19 protein-coding genes are annotated in these 24288 nt (G+C 59.0%); 6 read left to right on the top strand and 13 right to left on the bottom strand.

Features of this window, described 5'->3' with window-relative positions; genetic code table 11:
• The first annotated feature begins 162 nt into the window (after positions 1-162).
• Positions 163-2073, top strand: coding sequence for an esterase EstP (gene estP, locus ACN1C3_RS30870; RefSeq protein WP_419119511.1), 1911 nt, complete (start codon positions 163-165; stop codon positions 2071-2073).
• 224 nt (positions 2074-2297) lie between these two features.
• Here the strand turns inward: estP and trpE are convergent, their stop codons facing one another.
• The 10 genes from trpE to ACN1C3_RS30920 all read right to left on the bottom strand — a co-directional run bounded on the left by trpE (position 2298) and on the right by ACN1C3_RS30920 (position 14623).
• Positions 2298-3773, bottom strand: coding sequence for an anthranilate synthase component I (gene trpE / locus ACN1C3_RS30875; RefSeq protein WP_419119512.1), 1476 nt, complete (start codon positions 3771-3773; stop codon positions 2298-2300).
• Positions 3774-3843: 70 nt separating this feature from the next.
• Positions 3844-4662, bottom strand: a complete 819-nt coding sequence (locus ACN1C3_RS30880; RefSeq protein ID WP_419119513.1) for a phosphoglycolate phosphatase — start codon at positions 4660-4662, stop codon at positions 3844-3846.
• Positions 4659-5333 carry a ribulose-phosphate 3-epimerase gene (gene rpe, locus ACN1C3_RS30885; RefSeq protein ID WP_419119514.1) on the bottom strand — a complete coding sequence of 225 codons (675 nt, stop codon included), beginning with the start codon at positions 5331-5333 and terminating at the stop codon, positions 4659-4661. The genes ACN1C3_RS30880 and rpe overlap by 4 nt, the downstream gene beginning before the upstream one ends.
• Before the next feature lie 94 nt (positions 5334-5427).
• The gene (locus ACN1C3_RS30890) at positions 5428-6576 is read right to left on the bottom strand and encodes an iron-containing alcohol dehydrogenase (protein WP_419119515.1); all 1149 of its coding nucleotides are present in this window, start codon (positions 6574-6576) and stop codon (positions 5428-5430) included.
• Between the two features lie 159 nt (positions 6577-6735).
• Positions 6736-7560: an ABC transporter permease gene (locus ACN1C3_RS30895; RefSeq protein ID WP_419119516.1), complete on the bottom strand. Its 825-nt coding sequence runs from the start codon at positions 7558-7560 to the stop codon at positions 6736-6738.
• A 13-nt stretch (positions 7561-7573) separates the two neighbouring features.
• Complete coding sequence (locus ACN1C3_RS30900) at positions 7574-8821, bottom strand: ABC transporter permease (RefSeq protein WP_419119517.1); 1248 nt, start codon at positions 8819-8821, stop codon at positions 7574-7576.
• A gap of 172 nt (positions 8822-8993) precedes the next feature.
• Complete coding sequence (locus ACN1C3_RS30905; RefSeq protein WP_419119518.1) at positions 8994-10034, bottom strand: ABC transporter substrate-binding protein; 1041 nt, start codon at positions 10032-10034, stop codon at positions 8994-8996.
• A 49-nt stretch (positions 10035-10083) separates the two neighbouring features.
• The gene (locus ACN1C3_RS30910; RefSeq protein WP_419119519.1) at positions 10084-11208 is read right to left on the bottom strand and encodes an ABC transporter ATP-binding protein; all 1125 of its coding nucleotides are present in this window, start codon (positions 11206-11208) and stop codon (positions 10084-10086) included.
• A gap of 385 nt (positions 11209-11593) precedes the next feature.
• Entirely contained in the window at positions 11594-12223 is a 630-nt protein-coding gene (locus ACN1C3_RS30915) for a response regulator (RefSeq protein WP_419119520.1), read from the bottom strand.
• A gap of 9 nt (positions 12224-12232) precedes the next feature.
• Positions 12233-14623, bottom strand: coding sequence for a PAS domain-containing sensor histidine kinase (locus ACN1C3_RS30920; protein WP_419119521.1), 2391 nt, complete (start codon positions 14621-14623; stop codon positions 12233-12235).
• A 74-nt stretch (positions 14624-14697) separates the two neighbouring features.
• Here ACN1C3_RS30920 and ACN1C3_RS30925 point away from each other — a divergent pair, with 74 nt between their 5' ends.
• Positions 14698-15693, top strand: coding sequence for an alpha/beta hydrolase family protein (locus ACN1C3_RS30925; RefSeq protein WP_419119522.1), 996 nt, complete (start codon positions 14698-14700; stop codon positions 15691-15693).
• Between the two features lie 16 nt (positions 15694-15709).
• Here the strand turns inward: ACN1C3_RS30925 and ACN1C3_RS30930 are convergent, their stop codons facing one another.
• Genes ACN1C3_RS30930 through ACN1C3_RS30940 form a run of 3 tightly spaced genes read right to left on the bottom strand, consistent with a single transcriptional unit; the run spans position 15710 to position 18172 of the window.
• Complete coding sequence (locus ACN1C3_RS30930) at positions 15710-16477, bottom strand: TerB family tellurite resistance protein (RefSeq protein ID WP_419119523.1); 768 nt, start codon at positions 16475-16477, stop codon at positions 15710-15712.
• A 1-nt stretch (position 16478) separates the two neighbouring features.
• Positions 16479-17150, bottom strand: coding sequence for an N-acetylmuramate alpha-1-phosphate uridylyltransferase MurU (gene murU, locus ACN1C3_RS30935; RefSeq protein ID WP_419119524.1), 672 nt, complete (start codon positions 17148-17150; stop codon positions 16479-16481).
• Positions 17147-18172 (bottom strand): aminoglycoside phosphotransferase family protein, encoded by a 1026-nt coding sequence (locus ACN1C3_RS30940; protein WP_419119525.1) that lies wholly within the window; start codon positions 18170-18172, stop codon positions 17147-17149. The genes murU and ACN1C3_RS30940 overlap by 4 nt, the downstream gene beginning before the upstream one ends.
• A 130-nt stretch (positions 18173-18302) precedes the next feature.
• On the opposite strand from ACN1C3_RS30940, the gene ACN1C3_RS30945 reads away from it, so the two are divergent.
• Genes ACN1C3_RS30945 through rsmA form a run of 4 tightly spaced genes read left to right on the top strand, consistent with a single transcriptional unit; the run spans position 18303 to position 24199 of the window.
• Entirely contained in the window at positions 18303-21101 is a 2799-nt protein-coding gene (locus tag ACN1C3_RS30945; RefSeq protein ID WP_419119526.1) for an LPS-assembly protein LptD, read from the top strand.
• Positions 21082-22398: a peptidylprolyl isomerase SurA gene (gene surA / locus ACN1C3_RS30950; protein WP_419119527.1), complete on the top strand. Its 1317-nt coding sequence runs from the start codon at positions 21082-21084 to the stop codon at positions 22396-22398. The genes ACN1C3_RS30945 and surA overlap by 20 nt, the downstream gene beginning before the upstream one ends.
• Positions 22395-23384: a 4-hydroxythreonine-4-phosphate dehydrogenase PdxA gene (gene pdxA, locus ACN1C3_RS30955; RefSeq protein WP_419119528.1), complete on the top strand. Its 990-nt coding sequence runs from the start codon at positions 22395-22397 to the stop codon at positions 23382-23384. Before surA ends, pdxA begins: the two co-directional genes overlap by 4 nt.
• Positions 23381-24199, top strand: coding sequence for a 16S rRNA (adenine(1518)-N(6)/adenine(1519)-N(6))-dimethyltransferase RsmA (rsmA, locus tag ACN1C3_RS30960; RefSeq protein ID WP_419119529.1), 819 nt, complete (start codon positions 23381-23383; stop codon positions 24197-24199). The genes pdxA and rsmA overlap by 4 nt, the downstream gene beginning before the upstream one ends.
• The last annotated feature ends 89 nt before the right edge of the window (positions 24200-24288 follow it).

Consider the following 24288-nt stretch of genomic DNA (forward strand, 5'->3'; position numbering starts at 1 on the left):
ATTCATACATTCGGGCACAGTAACTTAGCTGAGCAGAGGGCGCAATATGGCGCAGCCCAAGCCTGATCAAACAATGGATGAGGCCATTAGCCATAGCTAAAGCGCAAAAGTTTTTGGTACTGTCGTTTCGTTTTCTACAACAATAAATAAACGGACTTGCTCATGATCAAACAGACGTTGTTCGTTCCGCTCGCTGGCTGCCTTCTCGCCCTGGCCTGTGCTCAGGCGATAGCTGCCCCCTCCCCCTATTCCAAATTCATCGTGTTCGGCGACAGCCTGAACGATGCCGGGACGTTCGCTGATCCGGGGGGCCCAGCGGGGGCAACGCAGCGCTTCACCAACCGCACCGGTCCGATCTACCTGGATGGCAGTGGTGAAATTCGCGCCGCCAATTCGACGCAGTTGCTGGGGGGGAAACTGGGGTTTTCGCCTGACCAAACGGCCGCCTCGACCTCGGCCGTCCGCGCCAACCAGGGCCTGCCTGACGGCAACAACTGGGCTGTCGGCGGCTACCGCACCGACCAGATCCTCGACTCGATCACCACCACATCGGACACGGGCGAACGCAGCCGCGCGGGTTACCTGCCGACGAACAACTTCCGCGCCGACCCGAATGCACTGTATTACCTCTCGGGCGGTGGCAACGACTTTCTCCAGGGTCGAGTGACTAGCCTTGACGGGGCCAGCGCCGCCGCCGATCGCCTGGTCAGCAGCGTGCAAACCCTGCAACAGGCCGGTGCCCGCTACATCATGGTCTGGTTGCTGCCGGACATCGGCCTGACCCCGGCTATCAACGGCACACCGCTGCAAGCGTTCACCTCCCAGCTCAGCGCCCAGTTCAACACCGAACTGGTGAGCCAACTGCAGAGCGTCAACGCCGAGATCATCCCGCTCAACATTCCGCTGCTGCTTAAAGAGACGTTCGCCAACCCGGCGCAGTTCGGCCTGGCCACCGACCAGAACCTCACCGCCACCTGCTTCAGCGGCGACAGCTGCACCGAGAACGCCCGGTACGGCATCAACAGTGCCACCCCTGACCCGACCAAGCTGATCTACAACGACTCGGTCCACCCGACCGAAACGGGGCAACGCCTGATTGCCGATTACGCCTACTCCCTGCTTGCCGCACCATGGGAGTTGACGTTGCTGCCGGAAATGGCCCAGGGCACCTTGCGAGCGCATCAGGATGAATTGCGCAACCAGTGGCTGGCTGACTGGGAAAACTGGCAAGGCGTTGGCCAATGGCGAGCAATTGTCGCCGGTGGAGGCCAACACCAGGACTTCGACACCCAAAGCAGCGGCGCAAGCGCTGACGGCAACGGCTACAACCTGAACATCGGCGGCAGCTACCGTCTCAATGAAGCCTGGCGCGTCGGTGTGGCTGCCGGTTTCTACCATCAGAAGCTCGAAGCAGGTCAGGACGACTCAGAATACAAACTCAACACGTACATGGGTACAGCGTTCGCCCAGTACCAGCAGAACCGCTGGTGGGCTGACGCCGCAATGACCGCCGGACATCTGGACTACGACAGCCTCAAGCGCAAGTTCGACCTTGGCGTTAACGAACGCGGGGAAAAAGGCGATACCAGCGGCTATGTGCTGGGCATCAGCGGTCGCCTGGGTTACGACATCGCGCAACAAGCGAGCAGCCCATGGCACCTGTCGCCATTCGTGAGCGCCGATTTCGCCAAGGTAGAAGTCGATGGTTACTCGGAAGATGGCGCCGACGCTACTGCACTGACGTTCGATGACCAGTCCCGCAACTCCAGGCGCCTTGGCGTCGGTATCCAGGGCAAGTATCAGGTCACCCCGCAGACGCAAGTGTTTGGCGAGTTTGCCCACGAACGCGAGTACAACGACGACACCCAGGATCTGACCATCAACCTTAACAGCCTGCCGAACAACCGGTTCACCCTGGCCGGTTACACCCCGCAGACCAACCTGAACCGCCTCAACCTGGGCGTGAGCCACAAACTCACTCAGGACCTGGCACTGCGGGCCAGCTACAACATCCGCAAGGATGACGACTTCACCCAACAAGGCATCAACGTGGGTGTCAGCCTGGACTTCTAAATTGCAGCCAATAAAAAACGCGGCGCCCTCACAGGCTCCGCGTTTTCTTTTATGGTGGTGAGGTCCTTGTGGGAGCGAGCCTGCTCGCGATAGCGGTGGATCAGGCAACATCAATGTTGGCAGTGATGGCCCCATCGCGAGCAGGCTCGCTCCCACAGATTTTGCGCCTTAACTTACTTTCGCTACAAAAAGCCCTGTCATCAAAGGACTGCGTGAACTCAGCGTTAAGGCGTTTGTTCGGCGAGAGCTACGGCGCGGAACATTGCGCGGCGTTTGTTCAGCGTCTCTTCCCACTCAAGCGCTGGCACTGAGTCAGCAACGATACCGCCACCGGCCTGCACATGCAGTTCGCCGTTCTTGATCACCGCAGTACGGATCGCGATGGCGGTATCCATATTGCCGTTCCAGGCGAAATAGCCGACCGCACCGCCGTAGACACCACGCTTGACCGGTTCCAGCTCATCGATGATCTCCATCGCGCGGATTTTCGGCGCACCGGACAAGGTGCCCGCTGGCAGAATCGCCCGCAGCGCGTCCATGGCGGTCAGGCCGGCTTTCAATTGACCAGTGACGTTGGACACGATGTGCATCACGTTGGAGTAACGCTCGATGACCATCTTCTCGGTGAGTTTCACTGAGCCGATTTCCGAAACCCGACCTGTGTCGTTGCGACCGAGATCGATCAGCATCAAGTGCTCGGCGATCTCCTTGTCGTCGGACAGCAGGTCTTCTTCCAGCGCCAGGTCGGCCTCTTCATTGGCCCCGCGTGGGCGGGTGCCAGCGATTGGCCGCACGGTGATCAGGTTGTCTTCAACCCGTACCAGCACTTCCGGCGAACTGCCGACGACATGGAAGTCGCCGAAGTTGAAGAAGTACATATAAGGCGTCGGGTTGAAGCAACGCAGCGCGCGATACAGATCAATCGGCGCCGCCTTGAAGTCGATGGACATCCGTTGCGACGGCACCACCTGCATGCAGTCACCGGCGAGGATGTATTCCTTGATGGTATCCACCGCCCGCTCGTAATCGTCCTGAGTGAAGCTCGAACGGAACACGGGATCAGCCGCCTGCTGCTTGCTGAAGTCCAGACCGCGACGCGGAGTGATTGGCTGACGGAGTTTTTCCAGCAACGCTTCCAGTTGCGCCAGACCATTCTCGTAGGCGTTTTCCTGGGAAGGATCCGCCAGGACAATCGCGTGCATCTTGCCGGCGAGGTTGTCGAACACCACCACTGCATCGGAAACCATCAGCAGGATATCCGGCACGCCCAGCGGATCGGGGTTCGGGCATTTGCCCAGACGCTTCTCCACGTAACGCACGCAGTCATAACCAAAGTAACCCACCAGCCCGCCATTGAAGCGCGGCAATCCAGCGATGGTCGGCACGTTGTAGCGAGCCTTGAACGCTTCGACGAATGCCAGTGGGTCTTCGGATTGGTGGCTTTCGATCTCCACACCATCATGGGTCACGCTGATCTGATGATCATGGACACGCAACACGGTGCGGCACGGCAGGCCGATGATCGAATAACGCCCCCACTTCTCGCCGCCTTGCACCGACTCCAGCAGATAGGAGTTCGGCTGGTCGGCCAGTTTCAGATAGATCGACAGCGGCGTGTCGAAGTCGGCAAGGGTTTCGCAGGCAAGCGGGATGCGGTTGTAGCCGGCAGCGGCCAAACACAGGAATTCTTCGCGGATCATGAGGTGCCTCGTGGCTTGAGGGTCTAACGGTCAGTTGTGCAAACGCGCCGGATAACCGGCCAGAATCAAGTCAGGCGCGCCAACGCCAACGGGCCAGGGCCTTGATGACTTTCATCCAGAGTTTGCGGGTGACCACCACGATGGAATCTCTTTGAGGGGGTTGAGCAACGTCGGGCAACGTTATCTCAGCGGCAGAATCCAGGCAACCGGGAATTAAAGCGCGCAGATCATCGATCACCAACGCTGGCGACTCTTCGGCAATCGGTCGGCCGTGGTTGTAGCCGTAGCTGAGCGCCACACACTTCACGCCCGCCGCTTTCGCCGCCAGCACATCGCTGCGTGAATCACCGACGAACAATGACTGAGATGCTGGCACGTTGGCCATCTTCATGACGAAAAACAACGCCGCCGGGTCGGGTTTCTTCTGCGGCAGGGTGTCGCCGCCAATGATCCAGCGGAAATACCGGCCGATCTTCATCTTGTCCAGCAACGGCGCGACAAAGCGCTCAGGTTTGTTGGTGATCAGGGCCATTTCCACGCCCTGTTTGTGCAGCCATTTCAGGGTGTCGCGCACGCCGGGATAAACCACAGTCAGTTCATGGCCGTCCTCATAGGCCGCCATGAAGAACTCTTGAGCCTGCTCGGCCTCGACCTCGTCAACACCCTGGTGATCGAGACTGTTCGCCAGCGCTCGGCGCACCAACACCTGCACGCCGTTGCCGACCCACTCACGCACCGGTTCGATTCCGGCGGGCGGACGGCCAAGCTTGAGCAGCATGTTATCCACAGCTGCTGCGAGGTCGGGGACCGAATCGATCAACGTGCCATCCAGATCGAACATCACCAGTCGCGGCAAACGGCCGGGGAACAGCTGCTCAAAGCCACTCATGGGCGAGCCAGTGCCAGTTCGGAACGCATCTTTTCAATCACCTCTTGGTAGTTCGGTGCATTGAAGATCGCCGAGCCGGCGACGAAGGTGTCAGCGCCAGCCGCGGCGATTTCGCGGATGTTATTGACGTTCACCCCACCGTCGATTTCCAGGCGGATATCGCGTCCGGATGCATCGATCAGCGCCCGTACTTCACGCAGTTTGTCGAGGGTGCCAGGAATGAACTTCTGCCCGCCAAAACCCGGGTTGACGCTCATCAGCAGGATCATGTCGACCTTGTCCATCACGTACTTGAGTACGTCCAGCGGGGTCGCCGGATTGAACACCAGACCCGACTTACAACCGCCTTCGCGGATCATTTGCAGGGAACGGTCGACGTGCTGCGTGGCTTCCGGGTGGAAGGTGATATAGGTCGCACCGGCCTCGATGAAGTCGCCGATGATGCGATCCACCGGGCTGACCATCAGATGCGCGTCGATGGGCGCAGTGATGCCGTATTTGCGCAGCGCAGAACACACCATCGGGCCGATGGTCAGGTTCGGCACGTAGTGGTTGTCCATGACATCGAAGTGCACGATGTCGGCGCCAGCGGCGAGAACGTTGTCCACTTCCTCACCCAAACGGGCGAAATCAGCGGAGAGAATCGACGGAGCAATAGCGAAGGGCTGCATGACGCACCTTTTTTGAGCAGAATCACGATGGCGCGCATTGTATACCTCATGCTTTCCAGCGCGCACTGTGACCTCGATGATTGGATGAAACGCCCTAGTACGCGGCGCGATAGATCTTCTCGATATCGACGGCACTCAGTTTGCGCGGATTGTTGCGCATCAGGCGCTCAATCCCCGCTGCCTCCACGGCCATGGCGGGGATCGCTTCCTCTGGCACACCGAAATGGCGCAGGCCCAGAGGAATTTCTACGCCAGCACACAATTGGGCCATCGCCTCCACGGCCTTATCGGCCGCCTCATTGGCGCTCAGACCCACGGTCTTCACACCCAACGCTTGGGCAATATCCTGCATGCGCTCGACGCAGGCCATCTTGTTCCAGGTCATGACATACGGCAGCAACAAAGCATTGCTGACCCCGTGGGCGATATTGAACCGCCCTCCCAACGGATAGGCCAACGCATGCACGGCGCCGACCCCGGCATTACCAAATGCCATGCCGGCCATCAGGCTGGCGGTGGCCATGTCTTCGCGGGCCTGCAGACTGGAAGGATTGGCATAGGCCTTGGGCAGCGCTTTGGCGATCAGTTTGATGGCGCCGATGGCCAGTGAATCGGTGATCGGCGAGGCATTCAACGACAGATAGGACTCGATGGCGTGCACCAGCGCATCCACGCCACTGGCGGCAGTGACACTGCGCGGGCAGGTCAGGGTCATCTGCGGACTGACCAGCGCCACATCCGGCAGCAGGTAATCACTGACGATACCCTTCTTCAATTGCGCGACCTTGTCGGAAAGAATCGCCACATTGGTGACTTCCGAACCGGTGCCAGCAGTGGTCGGGATCGCAATCAGCGGCGGGCCTTTGCGCGGCACTTGATCGACGCCGAACAGGTCCTCGAGGGCGCCGTGGTAACCGGCGTACGCCGCAACGCTCTTGGCGATATCGATGGCGCTGCCGCCGCCCAGGCCAATCAAACCATCATGACCACCTTCGCGATAGACGCGCATGCAGTCTTCGACAATGGCGATTTCCGGGTCAGGCAGAACCCGATCGAAAATTTCGTAAGTGCGGTCACCCAGGTGTGCCAGCGCCAGCTGCACCGTGCCGGATTTCACCAGCGCGGCATCGGTGACAATCAGCGGGTTATCGATATCCAGGCGAGTCAGCTCGGCGGCCAGTTGCTCGATGGCGCCAGTGCCGGTGATCAGTTTGTGGGCGATTTTGAAAGAGGAAATACTCATGCGCTCGGCCTCTTATTATTTTGGGGGCTGGGCACAAGAGTAGCTGGGGATTGGGGTTTGTCAGATAGATCGTGTTGAGCCCTTCGCGGGCAAGCCACGCTCCCACAAGAGCACCGAGGTCACCTGTGGGAGCGGGCTTGCCCGCGAATGGCCGTTACATCAAACCTGCGCTGTACGCAGCTTCTCGCTACGCCCACGCAACCATTCCAGAGTCAGCAGCAGTACCACCGAGAAGGCGATCAGCAGCGTCGCGGCGGCAGCGATGGTCGGGCTGAGGTTTTCGCGGATGCCGCTGAACATCTGCCGAGGCAAAGTCGCCTGTTGGGGACCGGCGAGGAATAGCGTTACTACCACCTCATCGAACGACGTCGCGAAGGCAAACAGTGCCCCGGAAATCACCCCCGGCGCGATCAGCGGCAAGGTCACACGGCGGAATGCCGTCAGCGGCGAAGCGCCCAGGCTGGCCGCCGCACGCACCAGGTTTTGGTTAAAACCTTGCAAAGTAGCCGACACGGTAATGATCACGAACGGCACGCCCAGCACCGCATGCACAACGATCAGCGAGATATAGCTGTTACCAAATCCCAGCGGAGCGAAGGTCAGGTAACTGGCCACACCAATGATCACCACCGGCACCACCATCGGCGAAATCACCAGCGCCATCACCAACGGTTTGCCGGGGAAATCGCCGCGAGTCAGGCCGATGGCAGCCAGTGTGCCGAAAATCATTGCTATTACAGTCGCCGCCGGGGCGACGATGATGCTGTTCTTCAGGGACCGCATCCATTCCGCCGAGGCGAAAAAGTCCTGATACCAATGCAGCGAGAAACCTTGCAGCGGGTAGACCAGAAAGCTGCCGGAGTTGAACGACAACGGAATGATCACCAGCACCGGCAAGATCAGGAACAACAGGACCAGCCCGCAGAGAATGCGCAAGCTGTAGAACCAGACCCGCTCAACGGGCGACATGTAAGGGCTCAGCATTTCGATTCTCTCCTTAGCTCAGGCGCAGGCGACTGGCGCCCACCAGCCGGCTGTAAATCAGGTAGAGCACGACGGTTGCCAACAGCAGCAGCCCACCGAGCGCGGTCGCCATACCCCAGTTGATGCTGGTGTTGGTGTAGAAGGCAACGAAGTAACTGACCATCTGATCGTTCGGGCTACCCAACAGCGCCGGGGTGATGTAGTAACCGATCGCCAGAATGAACACCAACAGACAACCGGCACCGACACCGGCGTAGGTTTGCGGGAAGTACACCCGCCAGAAGCTGGCGAACGGATGGCAACCGAGGGAAATCGCCGCCCGCATATAGGTTGGCGAGATGCCTTTCATCACGCTGTAGATCGGCAGAATCATGAACGGCAGCAGGATGTGCACCATGGAGATGTAAACCCCGGTGCGGTTGAACACCAACTCCAGCGGCTTATCGATCACACCCATGGCCATCAAGCCGCTGTTGATCAACCCGCCCGATTGCAGCAAGACAATCCACGCCGCAACCCGCACCAGAATCGAGGTCCAGAACGGCAACAGCACCAGAATCATCAGCAGGTTGCTTTGCCGGGACGGCAGATTGGCCAGCAGGTAAGCCAAGGGATACGCCAGTACCAGGCAGATCGCGGTGATGATCAAGCCCATCCAGAAGGTGCGGGCGAAGATATCGAGGTAAATCGCCTGGTCTGGCGTGGCCGGGGCCAGTTCACCCAAATCATTGATGCGGTGATCGACGGCTGCCAGCAGGTAATAAGGTGTGAGGCTGCTGGTGTTGCGGCGGATCGCCTGCCAGTACGCCGGATCCCCCCAACGCTCGTCGAGACCTTCCATCGCGTCTTTATAAGAGGCCGGTTCAGTCTTGAACGGCAGCGCTCGCGCGGTTTTGGTCAGCAGGCTGCGATAGCCGGCCAACTCCATATTCAGTCGCTTGGACAGATCGCCCAAGGTTTGATTCTTGCGGGCGTCAGCCAGGTCTTCGCTGACAGCCTTGTACACCGGTTCAGCCGGCAGGCCTCGCCCGTCCCAGGCAGCCACTGCCGCCACAGTACGCGGCATACCGCCGACCACTTCCGGGTTACCGACGCTCTTGTAGAGCAGCGCCACAATCGGCACCAGGAACACCAGCAACAGAAACAGTACCAAGGGCGCAATCAAGGCTTGAGCCTTCCAGCGGTTGACCCGCTCGGCATGAGCCAGACGCTGCTTCAAGGTGGGGCTGGTGACCTCGTTCAGGGGAACGGTGATGGCCATAGCGAACTCCGGAAATCTTTGATCGTTACAGAGGTGGCGTACCACCTCGATCGTTTAATGCATACAACTCAAATGTGGGAGCGGGCTTGCTCGCGAAGGCGGTGCGCCAGTCAACATGAATGTTGAATGTAATGACGCCTTCGCGAGCAAGCCCGCTCCCACATTAGTCAGCTTATTTGGCTGCCCAAGAATTGAAGCGCTGTTCCAGTTGCTCACCGTTGTCCGCCCAGAAGCTGACGTCGATCTGCACCTGGTTGGCGATGTTTTCCGGAGTGGTCGGCATGTCTTTCAGAATGTCTTTGGACAGCAACGGTACGGCTTGGGTGTTAGCCGGGCCGTAAGCGATGTTTTCCGAATAGGTCTTCTGCTGTTGTGGCATGACCGAGAACGCGATGAATTTCTTCGCCGCTTCCGCGCGAGCTTTATCCAGGCCTTTTGGAATCGCCCAAGCGTCGAAGTCGTAGATACCGCCGTTCCACACGACTTTCAGGTTGCTTTCTTTCTGCACGGCAGCGATCCGACCGTTGTAGGCCGAGCTCATCACGACGTCGCCGGAAGCCAGATACTGCGGCGGCTGAGCGCCTGCTTCCCACCACTGAATGCTTGGCTTGAGCTCATCGAGTTTCTTGAACGCGCGGTCCTGACCATCTTTGCCGGCCAGCACTTTGTAGACGTCTTTGGGCGCTACGCCGTCAGCCATCAAAGCGAATTCCAGGGTGTACTTGGCGCCTTTACGCAGGCCACGCTTGCCCGGGAATTTCTTGGTATCCCAGAAATCCACCCAACTGGTCGGTGCGCTTTTCAGCTTGTCAGCGTTGTAGGCCAGCACGGTGGACCACACGAAGAAGCCTACGCCGCAGGGCTGGATAGCGCCTTTGACGTAATCCTCGGATTTGCCGAACAGGGCAGGGTCCAGTTGCTCGAACATGTCTTCGTCACAGCCACGGGACAGCTCTGGCGATTCCACTTCCACCAGATCCCAGGACACGCTCTTGGTGTCGACCATGGCTTTGACTTTGGCCATTTCACCGTTGTATTCGCCAGCAACGATCTTGCCGTTGCCCGCTGTTTCCCACGGTGCGTAGAAGGCTTTGACCTGAGCAGCCTTGTTCGCCCCGCCAAAGGACACCACGGTCAGGTCCGGGCCCGCCATCGCGTGCGCCGCACCCATCATGCCCAGAGCCAGAGCGGTGAATTTCAGGGATCTCAACATTTATTGTTCTCTCCACGTGCAGGTTGGTGTTGGTGAAGCAAGGGGGCGATTAGTTCGCCTCTAGAAGTGGATCGAGCGCGCGAACGTGTTCGACCTGCCAGCCAAGCGGTACCACATCACCGACCGCCAGAGCCGGGTCCAGCTCGGCGATCGGTTGTTTCACAAAGAAATCGGTTTTACCGCAGACTTCCAGGCGCACGCGGACGTGGTCGCCCAGATAAATGAACTCCTCCACACGCCCCGAGAACCGGTTGACGCAGGATTCGCTGGAACCGTTCAAACTCACGCGTTCTGGACGAATGGACAGGGTCACCGGTTCGCCGGTCTTGCCGACATTCACGGCCAGCGCCTCGACCTTCTCGCCACGGCTCAGCTCGACCACGCAACGATCGCCGTCCTGGCTGTGCAAGCGGCCATTGAGGCGGTTGTTTTCGCCGATGAAGTTGGCCACGAAGGTGTTCTTTGGCTCTTCGTACAGGGTGCGCGGAGCAGCGATCTGCTGGATCTCGCCCTGATGGAACACTGCCACCCGATCGGACATGGTCAGCGCTTCACCCTGATCGTGGGTCACGTAGACCACTGTCAGACCGAGGCGTTGATGCAGGTGTTTGATCTCCATCTGCATGTGCTCACGCAGCTGTTTATCCAGCGCGCCGAGGGGTTCATCCATCAGCACCAATTGCGGTTCGAACACCAGCGCCCGGGCCAGGGCCACACGCTGTTGCTGACCACCGGAAAGTTGTGCCGGATAACGCTGGGCGAAGGCATCGAGCTGAACCATGCTCAGTACACGTTTGACCCGTTCGCTGATGTCGGTCTTGCTCAAGCCACGCACCGACAGCGGGAACGCCAGGTTCTCGGCGACAGTCATGTGCGGGAACAGCGCATAGTTCTGAAACACCATGCCGATGTCGCGTTTGTGCGGAGGGACGTTGTTGATCGAGCGCCCGGCCAGCTGGATTTCGCCAGCGGTCGGGGTTTCGAAACCGGCCAGCATCATCAGGCTGGTGGTCTTGCCAGAGCCGGAAGGCCCGAGCAGGGTGAGGAATTCGCCTTTGCGAATTTCCAGGTTGAGGTCTTTGACGATCAGGTTCTCGCCGTCGTAGCTCTTTTGTACACCACGAAAGCTGACCAGAACATCTTTCGCCCCAGCGCTTGAATCGACCTCGCTCATACCCGCACCTTTGTGTTCTTTATATATAGGACTGCCGTGGACTAAGCCTAGTGGCTCCTTACAACCACGCAAATCGGGGGGTATGAGAGATTGGCCTAAGCCGGATGGAAGGTTCGGGGTAGGGATTGCCCTACAAGGATGGCGTGATTGGGTATGTCGCGTAGAAGCAGCTGCAAGAGTTGAGCTGCATGCCGCAAGAACGGGCAAAAGCGGTCTGAAGTGCGTGTCGTTATTGGATATGCCCACGAGTGGATGCTCGCATGAGATCCCTGTGGGAGCGTGGCTTGCCCGCGATGAACGATGACGCGGTGTCTCTGATAAACCGAGGCGCCTGCATCGCGAGCAATCGAGCGTCGACCGGCTGCTCCCACAGAGGCTTGGTGTGTCAGAGGAGCTTGTGCTCCATTGCATATTTCACCAGCTCGGCCAGCGAGGTGATGTTGAGTTTCTGCATCAGCCGCGCTTTGTGGGTGCTGATAGTCTTGCTGCTCAACGCCAATTGCTGGGCGATGTCGTTGACGTTCGCGCCTTGGGCCAGCCGCTCGAACACCGAGAACTCACGCTCTGACAGCAACGAATGCAACGGCCGCGAGTCGGTCAGACCGACTTCGAAGACCATCCGGTCGGCCAGGTCCGGGTCGATATACCGCCCACCTGCCGCGACCTTGCGGATGGCGGTGAGCAACAGCGCCGGATCGCTGTCCTTGGTGGCATAACCGGCAGCGCCGACTTTCAGCGCGCGGGCGGCCATTTGCGCCTCGTCGTGCATCGACAGCACCAGAATCGCTGGCGGATTGTTCAACGCGCGAATCCGCGGGATCGCCTCCAGACCGTTGACCCCAGGCATGGAGATATCCAGCAACACCACTTCACACGGAACATGGCGCAAGGTTTCGAGCAGTTGCTCACCATTACTCGCCTCCCCCACCACGATCAAATCCTTGGCCAGGCCGATCAACTGCTTGATGCCTTCACGAACGATGGTGTGGTCTTCGGCTACCAGTACACGGATCACGCGCTTCTCCTAATCCAAAGGCACTCGCACGCTCAACGTCGTGCCTTCACCCAGTTCACTGTCCAGCGACAGACTGCCGCCCATGATCAACACCCGCTCACGCATGCCCACCACGCCAAACGAAGTCGGTCGGCCTGTCGCCGGGACAAAACCCTGGCCATCGTCGCTGACGGTCAGGCACAACTCACTGCCCTCAAGAGCCAGTGTCAATTCGACAGTATGCGCCTGAGCGTGGCGCATGACATTGGTCAGTGCCTCTTGAAGAATCCGGAACAGGCCAATGGCCTTGGCATCGCTGAGGACCGGCAGGTTTTCCGGCACCTGGACCAGACAGGGGATCTGCGTGCGCGCCTCGAAGCGTCGTGCCTGCCATTCGATGGCCGAGGCGATCCCCGCATCGAGGATCGGCGGGCGTAGCGCCGTGGCGACATCGCGCACCAGTTGGAACAGCTGCGCGATCAGGCGCTTCATGCTGTTGAGCCGCTCGTTCAAACCCGGATCAAGTTGCGCGTAAGCCAGCTCACACATCGAGGTTTCCAGCTTGAGTACGGTGAGCATCTGACCCAGTTCATCGTGAACCTCTCGGGCAATGCGGGCCTTTTCCTCTTCCCGTACGCTTTCCAGGTGAGCGGACAACTCACGCAATTGCTCGCGAGAACTGGCCAACTCCAGCTCGATACGCTTGCTTTCGCTGATGTCCCAGACAATCCCGTCCCAAACCACCACGCCGTTATCAAGACGACGGGTGATTGCCTTGATCTCCGCCCAACGCTGCTCGCCCTGGCGCGTCACAATTCGTCCTTGCCAGGACCAGTCGCAGTCAGTGTCCAGCGCGTGATCCTGAGTCTGGTGATAACTGGCCTTGTCGTCCGGATGAACCAGGCTGCGCAGGCCTTTGTCACGATGACTGAGTGTCGCCGGGGAATATCCCACCAGGCTCTCACTGCCCTCGCTGATGTAGGCAAAGTCAATCTGCCCGGTAACTGGCGCCCGCTCCAGACGAAATACCAGCCCAGGCACGTTGGCGGCAATACCCTGCAACCGCGCCTCGCTTTCCTGCAAAGCGGCCAAGGCACGCCGACGCTCGGTAACGTCGTTGAGATAAACCACGAGGTATTCGCCATCACGAAAGCGCAGGAAGCTCAGCGATACATCGGCAGGCAAGATGCTGCCATCGGCGCGAACGCAGTTGGTTTCGAAGCTTTGTGGCCCGTCCTCACTGGCGCGGGCGCGTTTCCACAATGTTAGCCAGCGATCCATATGCAGGCCGGGTTCGAAATCGATCAAGGGGCGGTCAATCACACCGCCCGATGCATAACCGAGCATCGCTTCAGCCGCCCGGTTGGCGTAACGGACATGGCTGTCCCAGTTGACCCAGAGAATCCCGACGGTACTTTGATCGATGGAAAACTGCGTCAGGCGCAAGGCTTCTTCGCTGGCCTCGCGAAGGGCGATGTCCTCACGGGCCGCCAACAAACGTTGCTCAAGGCTGTGTTGCTGACGACGCTGCCAAGTGACGATGGCAATGCTGCTGAGCAACAACACGGTCAGCAATAGACAGAGGTTCTGCCAAAAACCCGGCGACTCGGTCAGACGCGGGTACTTGGGTTGCAGCCAGCGACTGTGCAGTTGTTCCAGATCCCGCGCAGGGATCGCATGCAGCGCCCTTTCAACGATCCCCGCCAGCTCAGGCCAGTCACGTCGTGTGGCAACCCGCAGTAATTGCGGCAGACCGATATCACCGACCACCACCAGATCAGCAAACTCTGGCTCGGCCGACAAGCGACTGAGCTGCGCTTCATCCACCACGGCATACCGGGCCTGCTGGCTTAAAAGCAACTGCAAGGCCTGGCGCTCCAGCGGCACGCCCTGCAAATTGAGATTTCCGTAGGTGCTGCGCAGGTAATCGGCAACCGCGCTGGGCATGCGCACCGCGACACGGGTCTGGCTGTCGAGCTTCTCCAGCTCCACCGCACCGGCGCTTTTCTGTTCGCTGACGATCAATTGCGGCACGCGCATATAAGGATCGGAAAACTGCCAGATCCGCAGCCCCGCGGGGGTTTGAGTCAGGCCCGGAGCAATGTCGACTTCACCGTCACGCACGGCGGCCTCCAACTGCGCCTGATCCGGAAAGTTGCGCCAGCTCAGCTCAACCTTGAGGGCTTTGGCCAGCCACTTCATGAGCTCGACATTGGCCCCGGACAAACGCTGCAAGCGGCGATCAAATTGTGCGTAAGGCGCTTGCAACACCAACCCGACACGCAACTCGGGGTGTTGCTCAAGCCATTGACGCTGCTCGGCATTCAACTGCGCGACGGGCACTTGGGGCGCAGGCGCCGCCAATGCCATCAAGGGAAGGCAAAAACAGCCGATAACCAACAGGCAGCGAAAACGCATCATCTGAAGTCTCACACACTGACAAATACTGACCAACCCATTAGGCTGCCGGGATTACTTCTGGCCTGGAATATCCGATGCCCCCTGTCTACCGCTTGGCACTGCCCGCATTGTGCCTGTCGCTGATCCTGCCTTGTGTCTTTTCAGTCGAGGCCGCCGATCCTCCAGGCGCCACGGAAAAAACCGCAGAAGTAAAACCGGTAGAGCGCCAACCGCTGCTTGAGCGTAGTCAGGAAGAGGCGACGGCCCTTGAACGACAAGTCCCGCAGCAGGAGCAGCAACAGTTGCAGGCTGGCAGCGACAGTTTCCTCGCGCTCTGGAAACCGGCCAATACCGGCGAACCCAGCGGCGCGGTGATTATCATCCCTGGCGCCGGTGAAACAGCTGACTGGCCTCAAGCAATCAGTCCATTGCGCCGAAAATTGCCGGAGGCCACCTGGGGCAGCCTGAGTATTACCCTGCCTGACCTGCAAAGCGACGCCAGTCGGCCGCGCATTGTCGAAGCCGCACCTGCACCTGTCCCCGTCGACACTAGCAGCAAAAATGCCAGTACTGCGGCACCCAAACCCATCGAACAAGCGGCGGGCGGTGAAGCTGACGTCGCTGAGCGTGCCGTTGCCGAAAGTTCTGAGGAGCAAATAAAGGCTGATGCCGAGCGAATCTTCGCCCGAATCGATGCTGCAATTGCCTTTGCCCAACAGCAGAACGCTCGCAGCATCGTCCTGCTGGGACATGGCACGGGGGCTTATTGGGCTGCGCGTTACCTCAGTGAGAAACAACCATCGCACATAGAGAAGTTCGTGATGGTCGCCGCGCAAACGCCACTCAACGGCAAACCTGAGCTGGCACAACTGACACCGACGCTGAAAGTGGCCACCGCCGATTTCTTCTATATAGACAAAGTGCTGGTGCGTAACGCCGCCCTGGAACGTCTGCAGGCGAGCAAACGGTTGAAGAGCGCAACCTTCACTCAGGTTTCTTTGAAGGCATTGCCTGGAAACAGCGCCGCCGAACAAGAGCAGCTGTTTCGGCGTGTTCGCGGCTGGTTAAGCCCGCAGAACACTGGCAGCTGAGTAATCACCTGAATCCCTAACGAAAATCCCTACGCTCACGAATCAATGCATAAGCATTGTGCAGCTCACGAGTTTTCTCGGTCGCCTCACGCACTTGGGCCGTATTCGCGCCACTGCCGGCAATCTTGTCCGGGTGATGGCGACTGAGCAGGCGCCGGTAGGCACGCTTGATCTGCGACGGCTCGCTAGTGGCCGTCACACCCAGCACTCGCAAAGCCTCTTGATAAGTGCCACCACTGTTGGTCAGTGGCTTTTTATGCGGTTCATAGTCACTGGCCAGCATTTTGACCTGCTGAGGTGTCCAGCCCAGCCATTTGCCCCATTGCATGATCAGCTCACGCTCGGCGCTGCTCGCTCGACCATCGGCCCAGACCATCCGCCAGCAGGCACGTAAGAGCCCCTCAGCCGCATGCGGCTGCGCGCTCAAGTGCCGCAAATAGCCACGCAAGCGATCACGCCCGGACTTGCCTCGATTGAACGCAGCGATTGCCCGCTTTTGCGCCGGCTCACTCATATCGAGTGAACGCATCTCCTGGCGAGCTTGCTGGATATGGCCGTCGACCACCTGGCCATCACTTTTGGCCAATCTCCCCAGCAATACGAACAACAGTTCATCATTGCGCAGCGCTGGGCGCCCACCCAAACGTTCGCGCAAATGCGCCCAGCTGTGCAATTGCATGCGCCGGTCCAGCGCCTGCCCCAACAATGCACCGAGCATGGCCCCCGGAATGCTGGCTATGGCAAAGCCCGCTCCGGCTCCGATCAGAGTCCCTGGCCACAACATATCAGCGGCTCGCTTCTAGCAGATGTTCGACTTCGGCCAATCGCTCATGGGTGCCAACATCGACCCACTGTCCTTGCAAATGCTCGCCGCTCACCTGTCCTTCGGCCATCGCTTTGCGCAACAACGGCGCAAGCTTGAAAGCGCCTGCGATGCAGCCTGCAAACAATGCTGGATGCAGAACGGCGATGCCGCTGTAGGTGAATGTTTGCAAACCCGACTCTCCATCCCGCACCTGAGCATCAACCAGCGTGAAATCTCCGGCCGTGTGATGCACCGGGTTGTCGACCATCACCAGATGAGCAAGGCCGGCAATCGGTTGGCGCAATGCCGAGAAGTCGTAATCGGTCCAGATATCGCCGTTGACCACCAGGAACGGCTCATCACCCAACAGCGGTAATGCCTGGAAAATACCGCCGCCGGTTTCCAGCGGCTCACCTTCCGACGAGTACTGGATGCTCACCCCGAACTGCGAACCATCCCCCAGATAGTCCTCGATCTGCTGGCCAAGCCAGGCGTGATTGATCACGATCTCGGTAAACCCTGCCGCTGCCAGCGCTCGAATGTGGTACTCGATCAATGGCACACCAGCGGCACGAATCAATGGCTTGGGCGTCGTCAGCGTCAGTGGACGCATACGCTCACCCTTGCCGGCCGCGAGAATCATTGCCTTCATACGGGCGCTCCAACCGGCTGGCGAAGGCTCACCAACAGCTCACCCAATTCAGCCAGCTCTGGGCGGCGGGCCAACACTGCTTCTATATAGGCAAAGAAACGCGGCACATCACCGAGATAACGCGGCTTACCATCGCGATGGCAAATGCGGGCAAAGATCCCGATCACTTTCAAATGCCGCTGCACGCCCATCAAATCGCTGGCCCGCAGGAAGTCTTCAAAATCAGGTTGCACCGGAATGCCCAACTTGCCGGCCTGATGCCAGTAATCTTCCAGCCAACCACGCACGCGAGCGTCAGGCCAACTGAGGAATGCATCCTTGAACAGGCAGGTCACGTCGTAAGTGACCGGACCGTAGACCGCGTCCTGGAAGTCCAGCACGCCCGGGTTCGGCTCGCTCAACATCAGGTTGCGCGGCATGTAGTCGCGATGCACCAGTACCTTTGGCTGGGCCAGGGCGCTGTCGATCAACAGATCGCTGACCCGCTGCCAGAGCGCCAGTTGCTCCGGGTCAAGCGTGATACCCAGTTCACGCCCCACGTACCACTCGGGGAACAGCTCCAGTTCGCGGCGCAGTAACGCCACGTCATAACTGGGCAGAGGAGCGTCCATCGGCAACTGCTGGAAGGCCAGCAAGGCTTGCAACGCATCCTTGAACAAATCGTCGGCATTTTCGCCGTCGATCACGTCCAGATAGGTCTTGTTACCCAGGTCATTGAGCAAAAGAAAGCCGCGCTCGAGGTCCTCGGCATAAATTATCGGCACGTTTATTCCGGATTTCGCCAGTAACCAAGCGATATCAACGAAAGGTTTGCAGTTTTCCTGAGGTGGTGGAGCGTCCATCACCACGAAACTGCGACCCTCCCCTTCCCAGCGAAAATACCGCCGGAAACTGGCGTCACTGCTGGCCGCAGTCAACGTAGCCGGGGGCACGGAGCCCCAGCCCTGTGCTGTAAATAGAATCGCCAATTGCTCATCGAGCCAAACTTTCAGGTGTTGCAAGCGTACATCTTGATCAGGCATTGCAAGGGTCTCCGACGGCGCTAGCCGTCAAGCGGGTCATGCTTTATTATCCAGCATCTTTTTCAGACCATCGAGAGGCGTGCGGCCCACACCGCGGGCAGATGGCACGCAGGAAGCCCGGACTAATAAGATGGCATTGAAATCCCCCGCGTTTCGTAAAAAATTTCCGTTGTTGGTTACCGGCAGTTTGCTGGCCCTGCAACCTTTAGCCACTCAGTTCGCGGTCGCTGCGGAACAGTATGACTGCTCAGTCTCTGCTTCGGGTGCCTGGGACTGTGCGCCGAAAGCCAACGCTGCTCAATTGCCTCCACGTCCAGCGCATAACGCAGAAGCGGTCAGTCCGAACAACGAGACCCCGGCAGAAAGCGGCGCCAGCGACGAAACCGTCGCCAAGCCCACACTGGTCACCGAAGCCAAAGGCCGTGGTCTGAAATCGCGCAGTGCCGACTACAGTCACCTCGACTGGGTGCCCCGTGACAAGCTCACTACTGCCCAATTGGCCGAAACCGGTCCCTACTGCTCTGGTTCCTATATCGAACCTATTCGTCCTGGCATGAATGACAAGACGAATAAAAGTGATGCTCCGACCTTTCTCGGCGCCAAAGCGTCGCGTTACGAGCAAGAACAACAAGTCGCTACCCTGGCCGGTGACGTGGTCATGCGTCAGGGCAGCATGCAGGTAGAGGCCGACGAGGCCAATCTGTATCAAGCCGAGAACCGTGGAGAGCTGAGCGGCAACGTTCGCGTCCGCGATAATGGCGCGCTGATCGTCGGCGACCACGCCGATGTGCAGCTTGATACCGGCGAAGCCAAGGTCGACAACGCTGAGTACGTGATGCACAAGTCGCGTATACGCGGTAACGCGCTGTACGCCAAACGTGCCGAAAACGCCATCATCCGTCTCAAGGATGGTACGTACACCACGTGCGAACCGAACAGCAACGCCTGGCAACTCAAGGGTAACAACATCACCTTGAACCCGGCGACCGGCTTCGGTACCGCAACCAACGTGACGCTACGGGTCAAAGACATTCCGGTGCTCTACACCCCGTACATCTATTTCCCGATCGATGACCGTCGCCAGTCCGGCTTCCTGCCGCCAACTATCGGCGCCGGTAGCGATACCGGCTTGTTGCTGGTCACCCCGTACTACTTCAACATAGCGCCCAACTACGACGCCACGTTGTATCCGCGCTACATGAGCAAGCACGGGCTGTTGATGGAAGGCGAATTCCGCTACCTGACCAAGAGCAGCGAAGGTCAGTTTGGTGGCGCTTACCTCAACGACGAGAGTAACGACCGCAATCTGCAGTCCGACGCCGAGAAAACCCGCTACATGCTCAACTGGCAGCACAAGGGCGGGCTTGATTCGCGCGTGCTGACCCAGGTTGATTACACCAAAATCAGCGATCCATATTACTTCCAGGATCTTCAAACTGATCAGATCGGTGTCAAAAGCAGAGACTATGTGAATCAGCAAGGTTCCGTCACTTATCGTGGCGACACCTACGCTGCACGAATCAATGCCCAGGCTTATCAGCTGGCGACTGTCGCGAATATCACGCCGTATGACCGCTTGCCGCAAATCACCTTCGATGGTGCGCTGCCGTATCATCCAGGCGGGCTGGATTTCGCGTACAACACTGAACTCGTGCGCTTTGATCGAGATCTGAAAACCGGCAACTATTTTGACCAGGACGGTATCTCATCACCGCGTCTCGATACCAACGTTCAGGGCCTGGCACGTGCCAACGGTGATCGCCTGGATCTCGCTCCGGTTGTCAGCCTGCCGCTCAACTGGACGTATGGCTTCCTGAAGCCATCGCTCAAGTACAAGTACACCCAGTACGATCTGGACCTCGACGGAACAGGCAAAAGCCAGATCGCCGCGCAGAGTGCCGCCGCTGATAACCTCAACGGCACCTTCAGCCGCAATCAAAACCGCGCTGTGCCTATCGCGAGCATCGACAGTGGCTTGTACTTTGACCGCAACACCCAATGGTTTGGCAAGAACTACCGCCAGACTCTTGAGCCGCGCCTGTTCTATCTCTATGTTCCTGAGAAAGATCAGTCCGACATCCCGGTCTTCGACACTAGCGAGTACACGTTCAACTACGCCTCGCTGTTCCGCGACAACCGCTTCTCCGGTTCCGACCGTGTTGGCGACGAAAACAAACTGTCGCTGGGCGTGACCAACCGCTGGATCGAAGACAACGGCTTTGAGCGTCAGCGCATCAGCGTTGGCCAGGCCATGTACTTCAAGGATCGCGAAGTTCAATTGCCGGGCATCGATGCGGCGACCCGCCAGGATGCACACGCCAACGTTTCGCCTTACGCGCTTGAGTATGAATATCGCTTCAACCGCGACTGGCGTACGACTGCCGACTACAACTGGGACCCGGACAGCCACAAGCCTCGTTCCGGCAGCGCGATGTTCCATTACCAGCCGGAAGACAACCTGAACAAAGTCATCAACGCCGGTTATCGCTATCGCAATGACCAGGTCCGTTATGACCAGACCACCGGTCAGTGGACGGTAGGTGGCGGCGACTACGGCACTCCGGGCACTCCGGGTTTCGTGAAGGATTACTACAAGATCAAGCAGCACGACTTCTCGGTGATGTGGCCGATCGTGCCGCAATGGAATGCCATCAGCCGCTGGCAGTACGACTACAACCGCAACCGCACTCTGGAAGCCTTCGGTGGTTTCGAGTACGACAACTGCTGCTGGAAACTGCGCCTGATCAATCGCTACTGGGTCGCGTATGACGAGTTTAGCCAAGAGGCGCCGCAAAACGAAAAAGGCGACCATGGCATCTTCCTCCAAATTGTTCTGAAGGGACTCGGCGGCCTCACTGGCGCCAAAGTAGAGAGCTTCCTCGACAAAGGCATTCAAGGTTATCGTGAACGTGAAGACAAAGCTTTCTGATCGTCTGCGCCCGCTGATGCTGGGCGCATTGTTCCTGGGTACCGCAGCCAACGCTGCGGTGCAGTCCATCGACAAGGTAGTAGCCATCGTCGACAACGACGTGGTCATGCAGAGCCAACTGGACCAACGGGTTCATGAAGTCCAGCAAACCATCGCCAAACGCGGCGGCGGTGTACCGCCAACCAGCGTGTTGGACCAGCAGGTACTTGAGCGCCTGATCGTCGAAAACCTGCAACTGCAGATCGGCGAACGCTCCGGCATCCGCATCACCGATGAGGAACTGAACCAGGCGATCGGCACCATTGCCCAACGCAACAAGATGAGCGTGGAGCAGTTCCGCGCAGCCCTGACTCACGATGGTCTGTCGTATGAAGACGCTCGTGATCAGGTTCGCCGCGAAATGATCATCAGCCGTGTACGTCAGCGCCGTGTAGCAGAGCGTGTTCAGGTATCGGAGCAGGAAGTGAAAAACTTCCTCGCCTCGGACCTGGGCAAGATGCAGCTGTCCGAAGAATTTCGTCTGGCTAACATCCTGATTCCAACACCGGAAAGCGCCAACTCTGAAGCCATTCAGAATGCCGGGCGTCAGGCTGCCGGTGTTTATCAGCAACTCAAGCAAGGCGCTGATTTCGGTCAGTTGGCAATCGCCAAATCCGCCAGCGAGACCGCGCTGGAAGGCGGCGACATGGGCTGGCGTAAAGCCGCGCAACTGCCACCACCGTTTGATCGCATGCTCAGCACGATGTCGGTTGGCGATATCACCGAGCCGATGCGCACACCAGGCGGCTTCATCATTCTGAAGATCCTGGAAAAACGCGGCGGCCAGACTCAGGTGCGTGACGAAGTACACGTACGTCACATCCTGATCAAGCCAAGCGAAATTCGTAGCGAAGAAGAAACCAAGCGTCTGGCTCAGAAACTCTACGACCGGATTGAAGCCGGCGAAGACTTTGCCGAGTTGGCGAAAAGCTATTCGGAAGATCCGGGTTCCGCGCTTAACGGCGGCGACCTGAACTGGGTCGACCCGAACTCCCTGGTGCCTGAGTTCCGCGAAGTGATGGCCAAAGCCCCTCAGGGTCAGCTGTCCAAACCGTTCAAGACCCAATACGGCTGGCACGTACTGGAAGTCCTTGGCCGTCGCGCCACCGACAGCACCAGCCAGGCCCGTGAACAGCAAGCGATGACCGTACTGCGTAACCGCAAATACGACGAAGAGCTGCAAACCTGGTTGCGTCAGATCCGTGACGAAGCCTACGTTGAAATCAAGCTCCCTGGCGCTGACCAGGCGCCGAAGTGAACCCCAAACGATTCGCGCTGACACCCGGCGAGCCGGCCGGCATAGGTCCTGACCTGTGCCTGCTGCTCGCCTCGCAACCCCAGCCACACCCCCTGATTGCCATTACCAACCGCGACCTGCTCCTTGAGCGGGCCGCGCAGTTGGGCGTGGTTGTCGACTTGATACCGGTCACACCGGATCGCTGGCCGGATCAACCCGCTCCAGCCAACAGTCTGTATGTCTGGGACACCCCACTGCAGAGCAAGGTCATCGCCGGTCAGCTGGACAAGTCCAATGCGTTGTTTGTACTGGAAACCCTGACTCGAGCCGGCCAAGGCTGTCTGGACGGGCATTTCGCCGGGATGATCACCGCCCCCGTGCACAAGGGCGTGATCAACGAGGCCGGCATCGCCTTTTCCGGGCATACCGAATTTCTCGCCGACCTGACGCATACCCAGCAAGTGGTCATGATGCTCGCCACTCGCGGCCTGCGAGTCGCATTGGTCACCACTCACCTGCCCTTGCGACAGATTGCCGATGCGATCACCCCGGAACGCCTGGAGCGAGTGACGCGGATCCTGCACGCCGACCTGCAACAAAAATTCGGCATTGCCCAACCGCGTATCCTGGTCTGCGGGCTCAACCCGCATGCCGGCGAAGGCGGACATCTGGGCCATGAAGAAATCGACATTATCGAACCCACCTTAGAGCGTCTGCGCAGTGAGGGCATGGATCTACGCGGCCCCCTGCCTGCCGACACTCTGTTTACCCCCAAATATCTGGAGCACTGCGACGCAGTGCTGGCGATGTACCACGACCAGGGCTTGCCCGTACTCAAGTACAAAGGTTTCGGTGCCGCAGTCAACGTGACCCTCGGCTTGCCGATCATCCGCACCTCAGTCGACCATGGCACCGCCCTGGATCTGGCCGGCAGCGGAAAAATCGACACCGGCAGCCTGCAAGTCGCATTGGAAACCGCCTACCAGATGGCCGAGACCCGTTTATGACAGAGCATTACCAACACCGGGCGCGCAAGCGCTTCGGCCAGAACTTCCTGCACGATGCCGGCGTGATCGACCGCATCCTGCGCGCCATTCACGCCCGCCCTGAAGACCGCTTGCTGGAAATCGGCCCGGGCCAGGGTGCGCTGACCGAAGGCCTGCTCAACAGCGGCGCGCAACTGGATGTGGTTGAACTGGACAAGGACCTGATCCCGATCCTCAATCAGCAGTTCGCCGGCAAAAGCAATTTCAACCTGCATCAAGGCGACGCTCTGAAGTTTGACTTCACCAGCCTCAATGCTGCACCGAACAGCCTGCGAGTGGTCGGCAACCTGCCGTACAACATCTCCACCCCGCTGATCTTCCACCTGCTGCGAAACGCCGGTTTGATCCGCGACATGCACTTCATGCTGCAAAAGGAAGTGGTCGAACGCCTGGCAGCGGGTCCTGGCGGTGGTGATTGGGGCCGCCTGTCGATAATGGTTCAGTACCACTGCCGGGTCGAACACCTGTTCAATGTCGGCCCTGGCGCGTTCAATCCGCCGCCAAAAGTCGATTCGGCGATTGTCCGGCTGGTGCCGCACGCCGTGCTGCCGCACCCAGCCAAGGATCATCGCCTGCTGGAGCGCGTCGTTCGCGAAGCCTTCAACCAGCGCCGTAAAACCCTTCGTAACACTCTCAAAGCCTTGCTCAGCAACGCCGAGATCGAAGCCGCCGGTGTCGATGGCAGCCTGCGTCCGGAACAACTCGACCTGGCCGCATTTGTCCGTCTGGCCGACAAGCTGGGCGAACAAGTCGCCGAGATCTCCAGCGCCAGCTGACACGCCATGATCGTTATCGGGTAAGACACCAGACGCCATGTCTGGTTTACTACCCGATACTTGGCCTAGACTGATCCCATCAGTTATGT

The sequence above is a fragment of the Pseudomonas sp. H11T01 genome (assembly GCF_048515765.1).
Lineage (GTDB): Bacteria > Pseudomonadota > Gammaproteobacteria > Pseudomonadales > Pseudomonadaceae > Aquipseudomonas.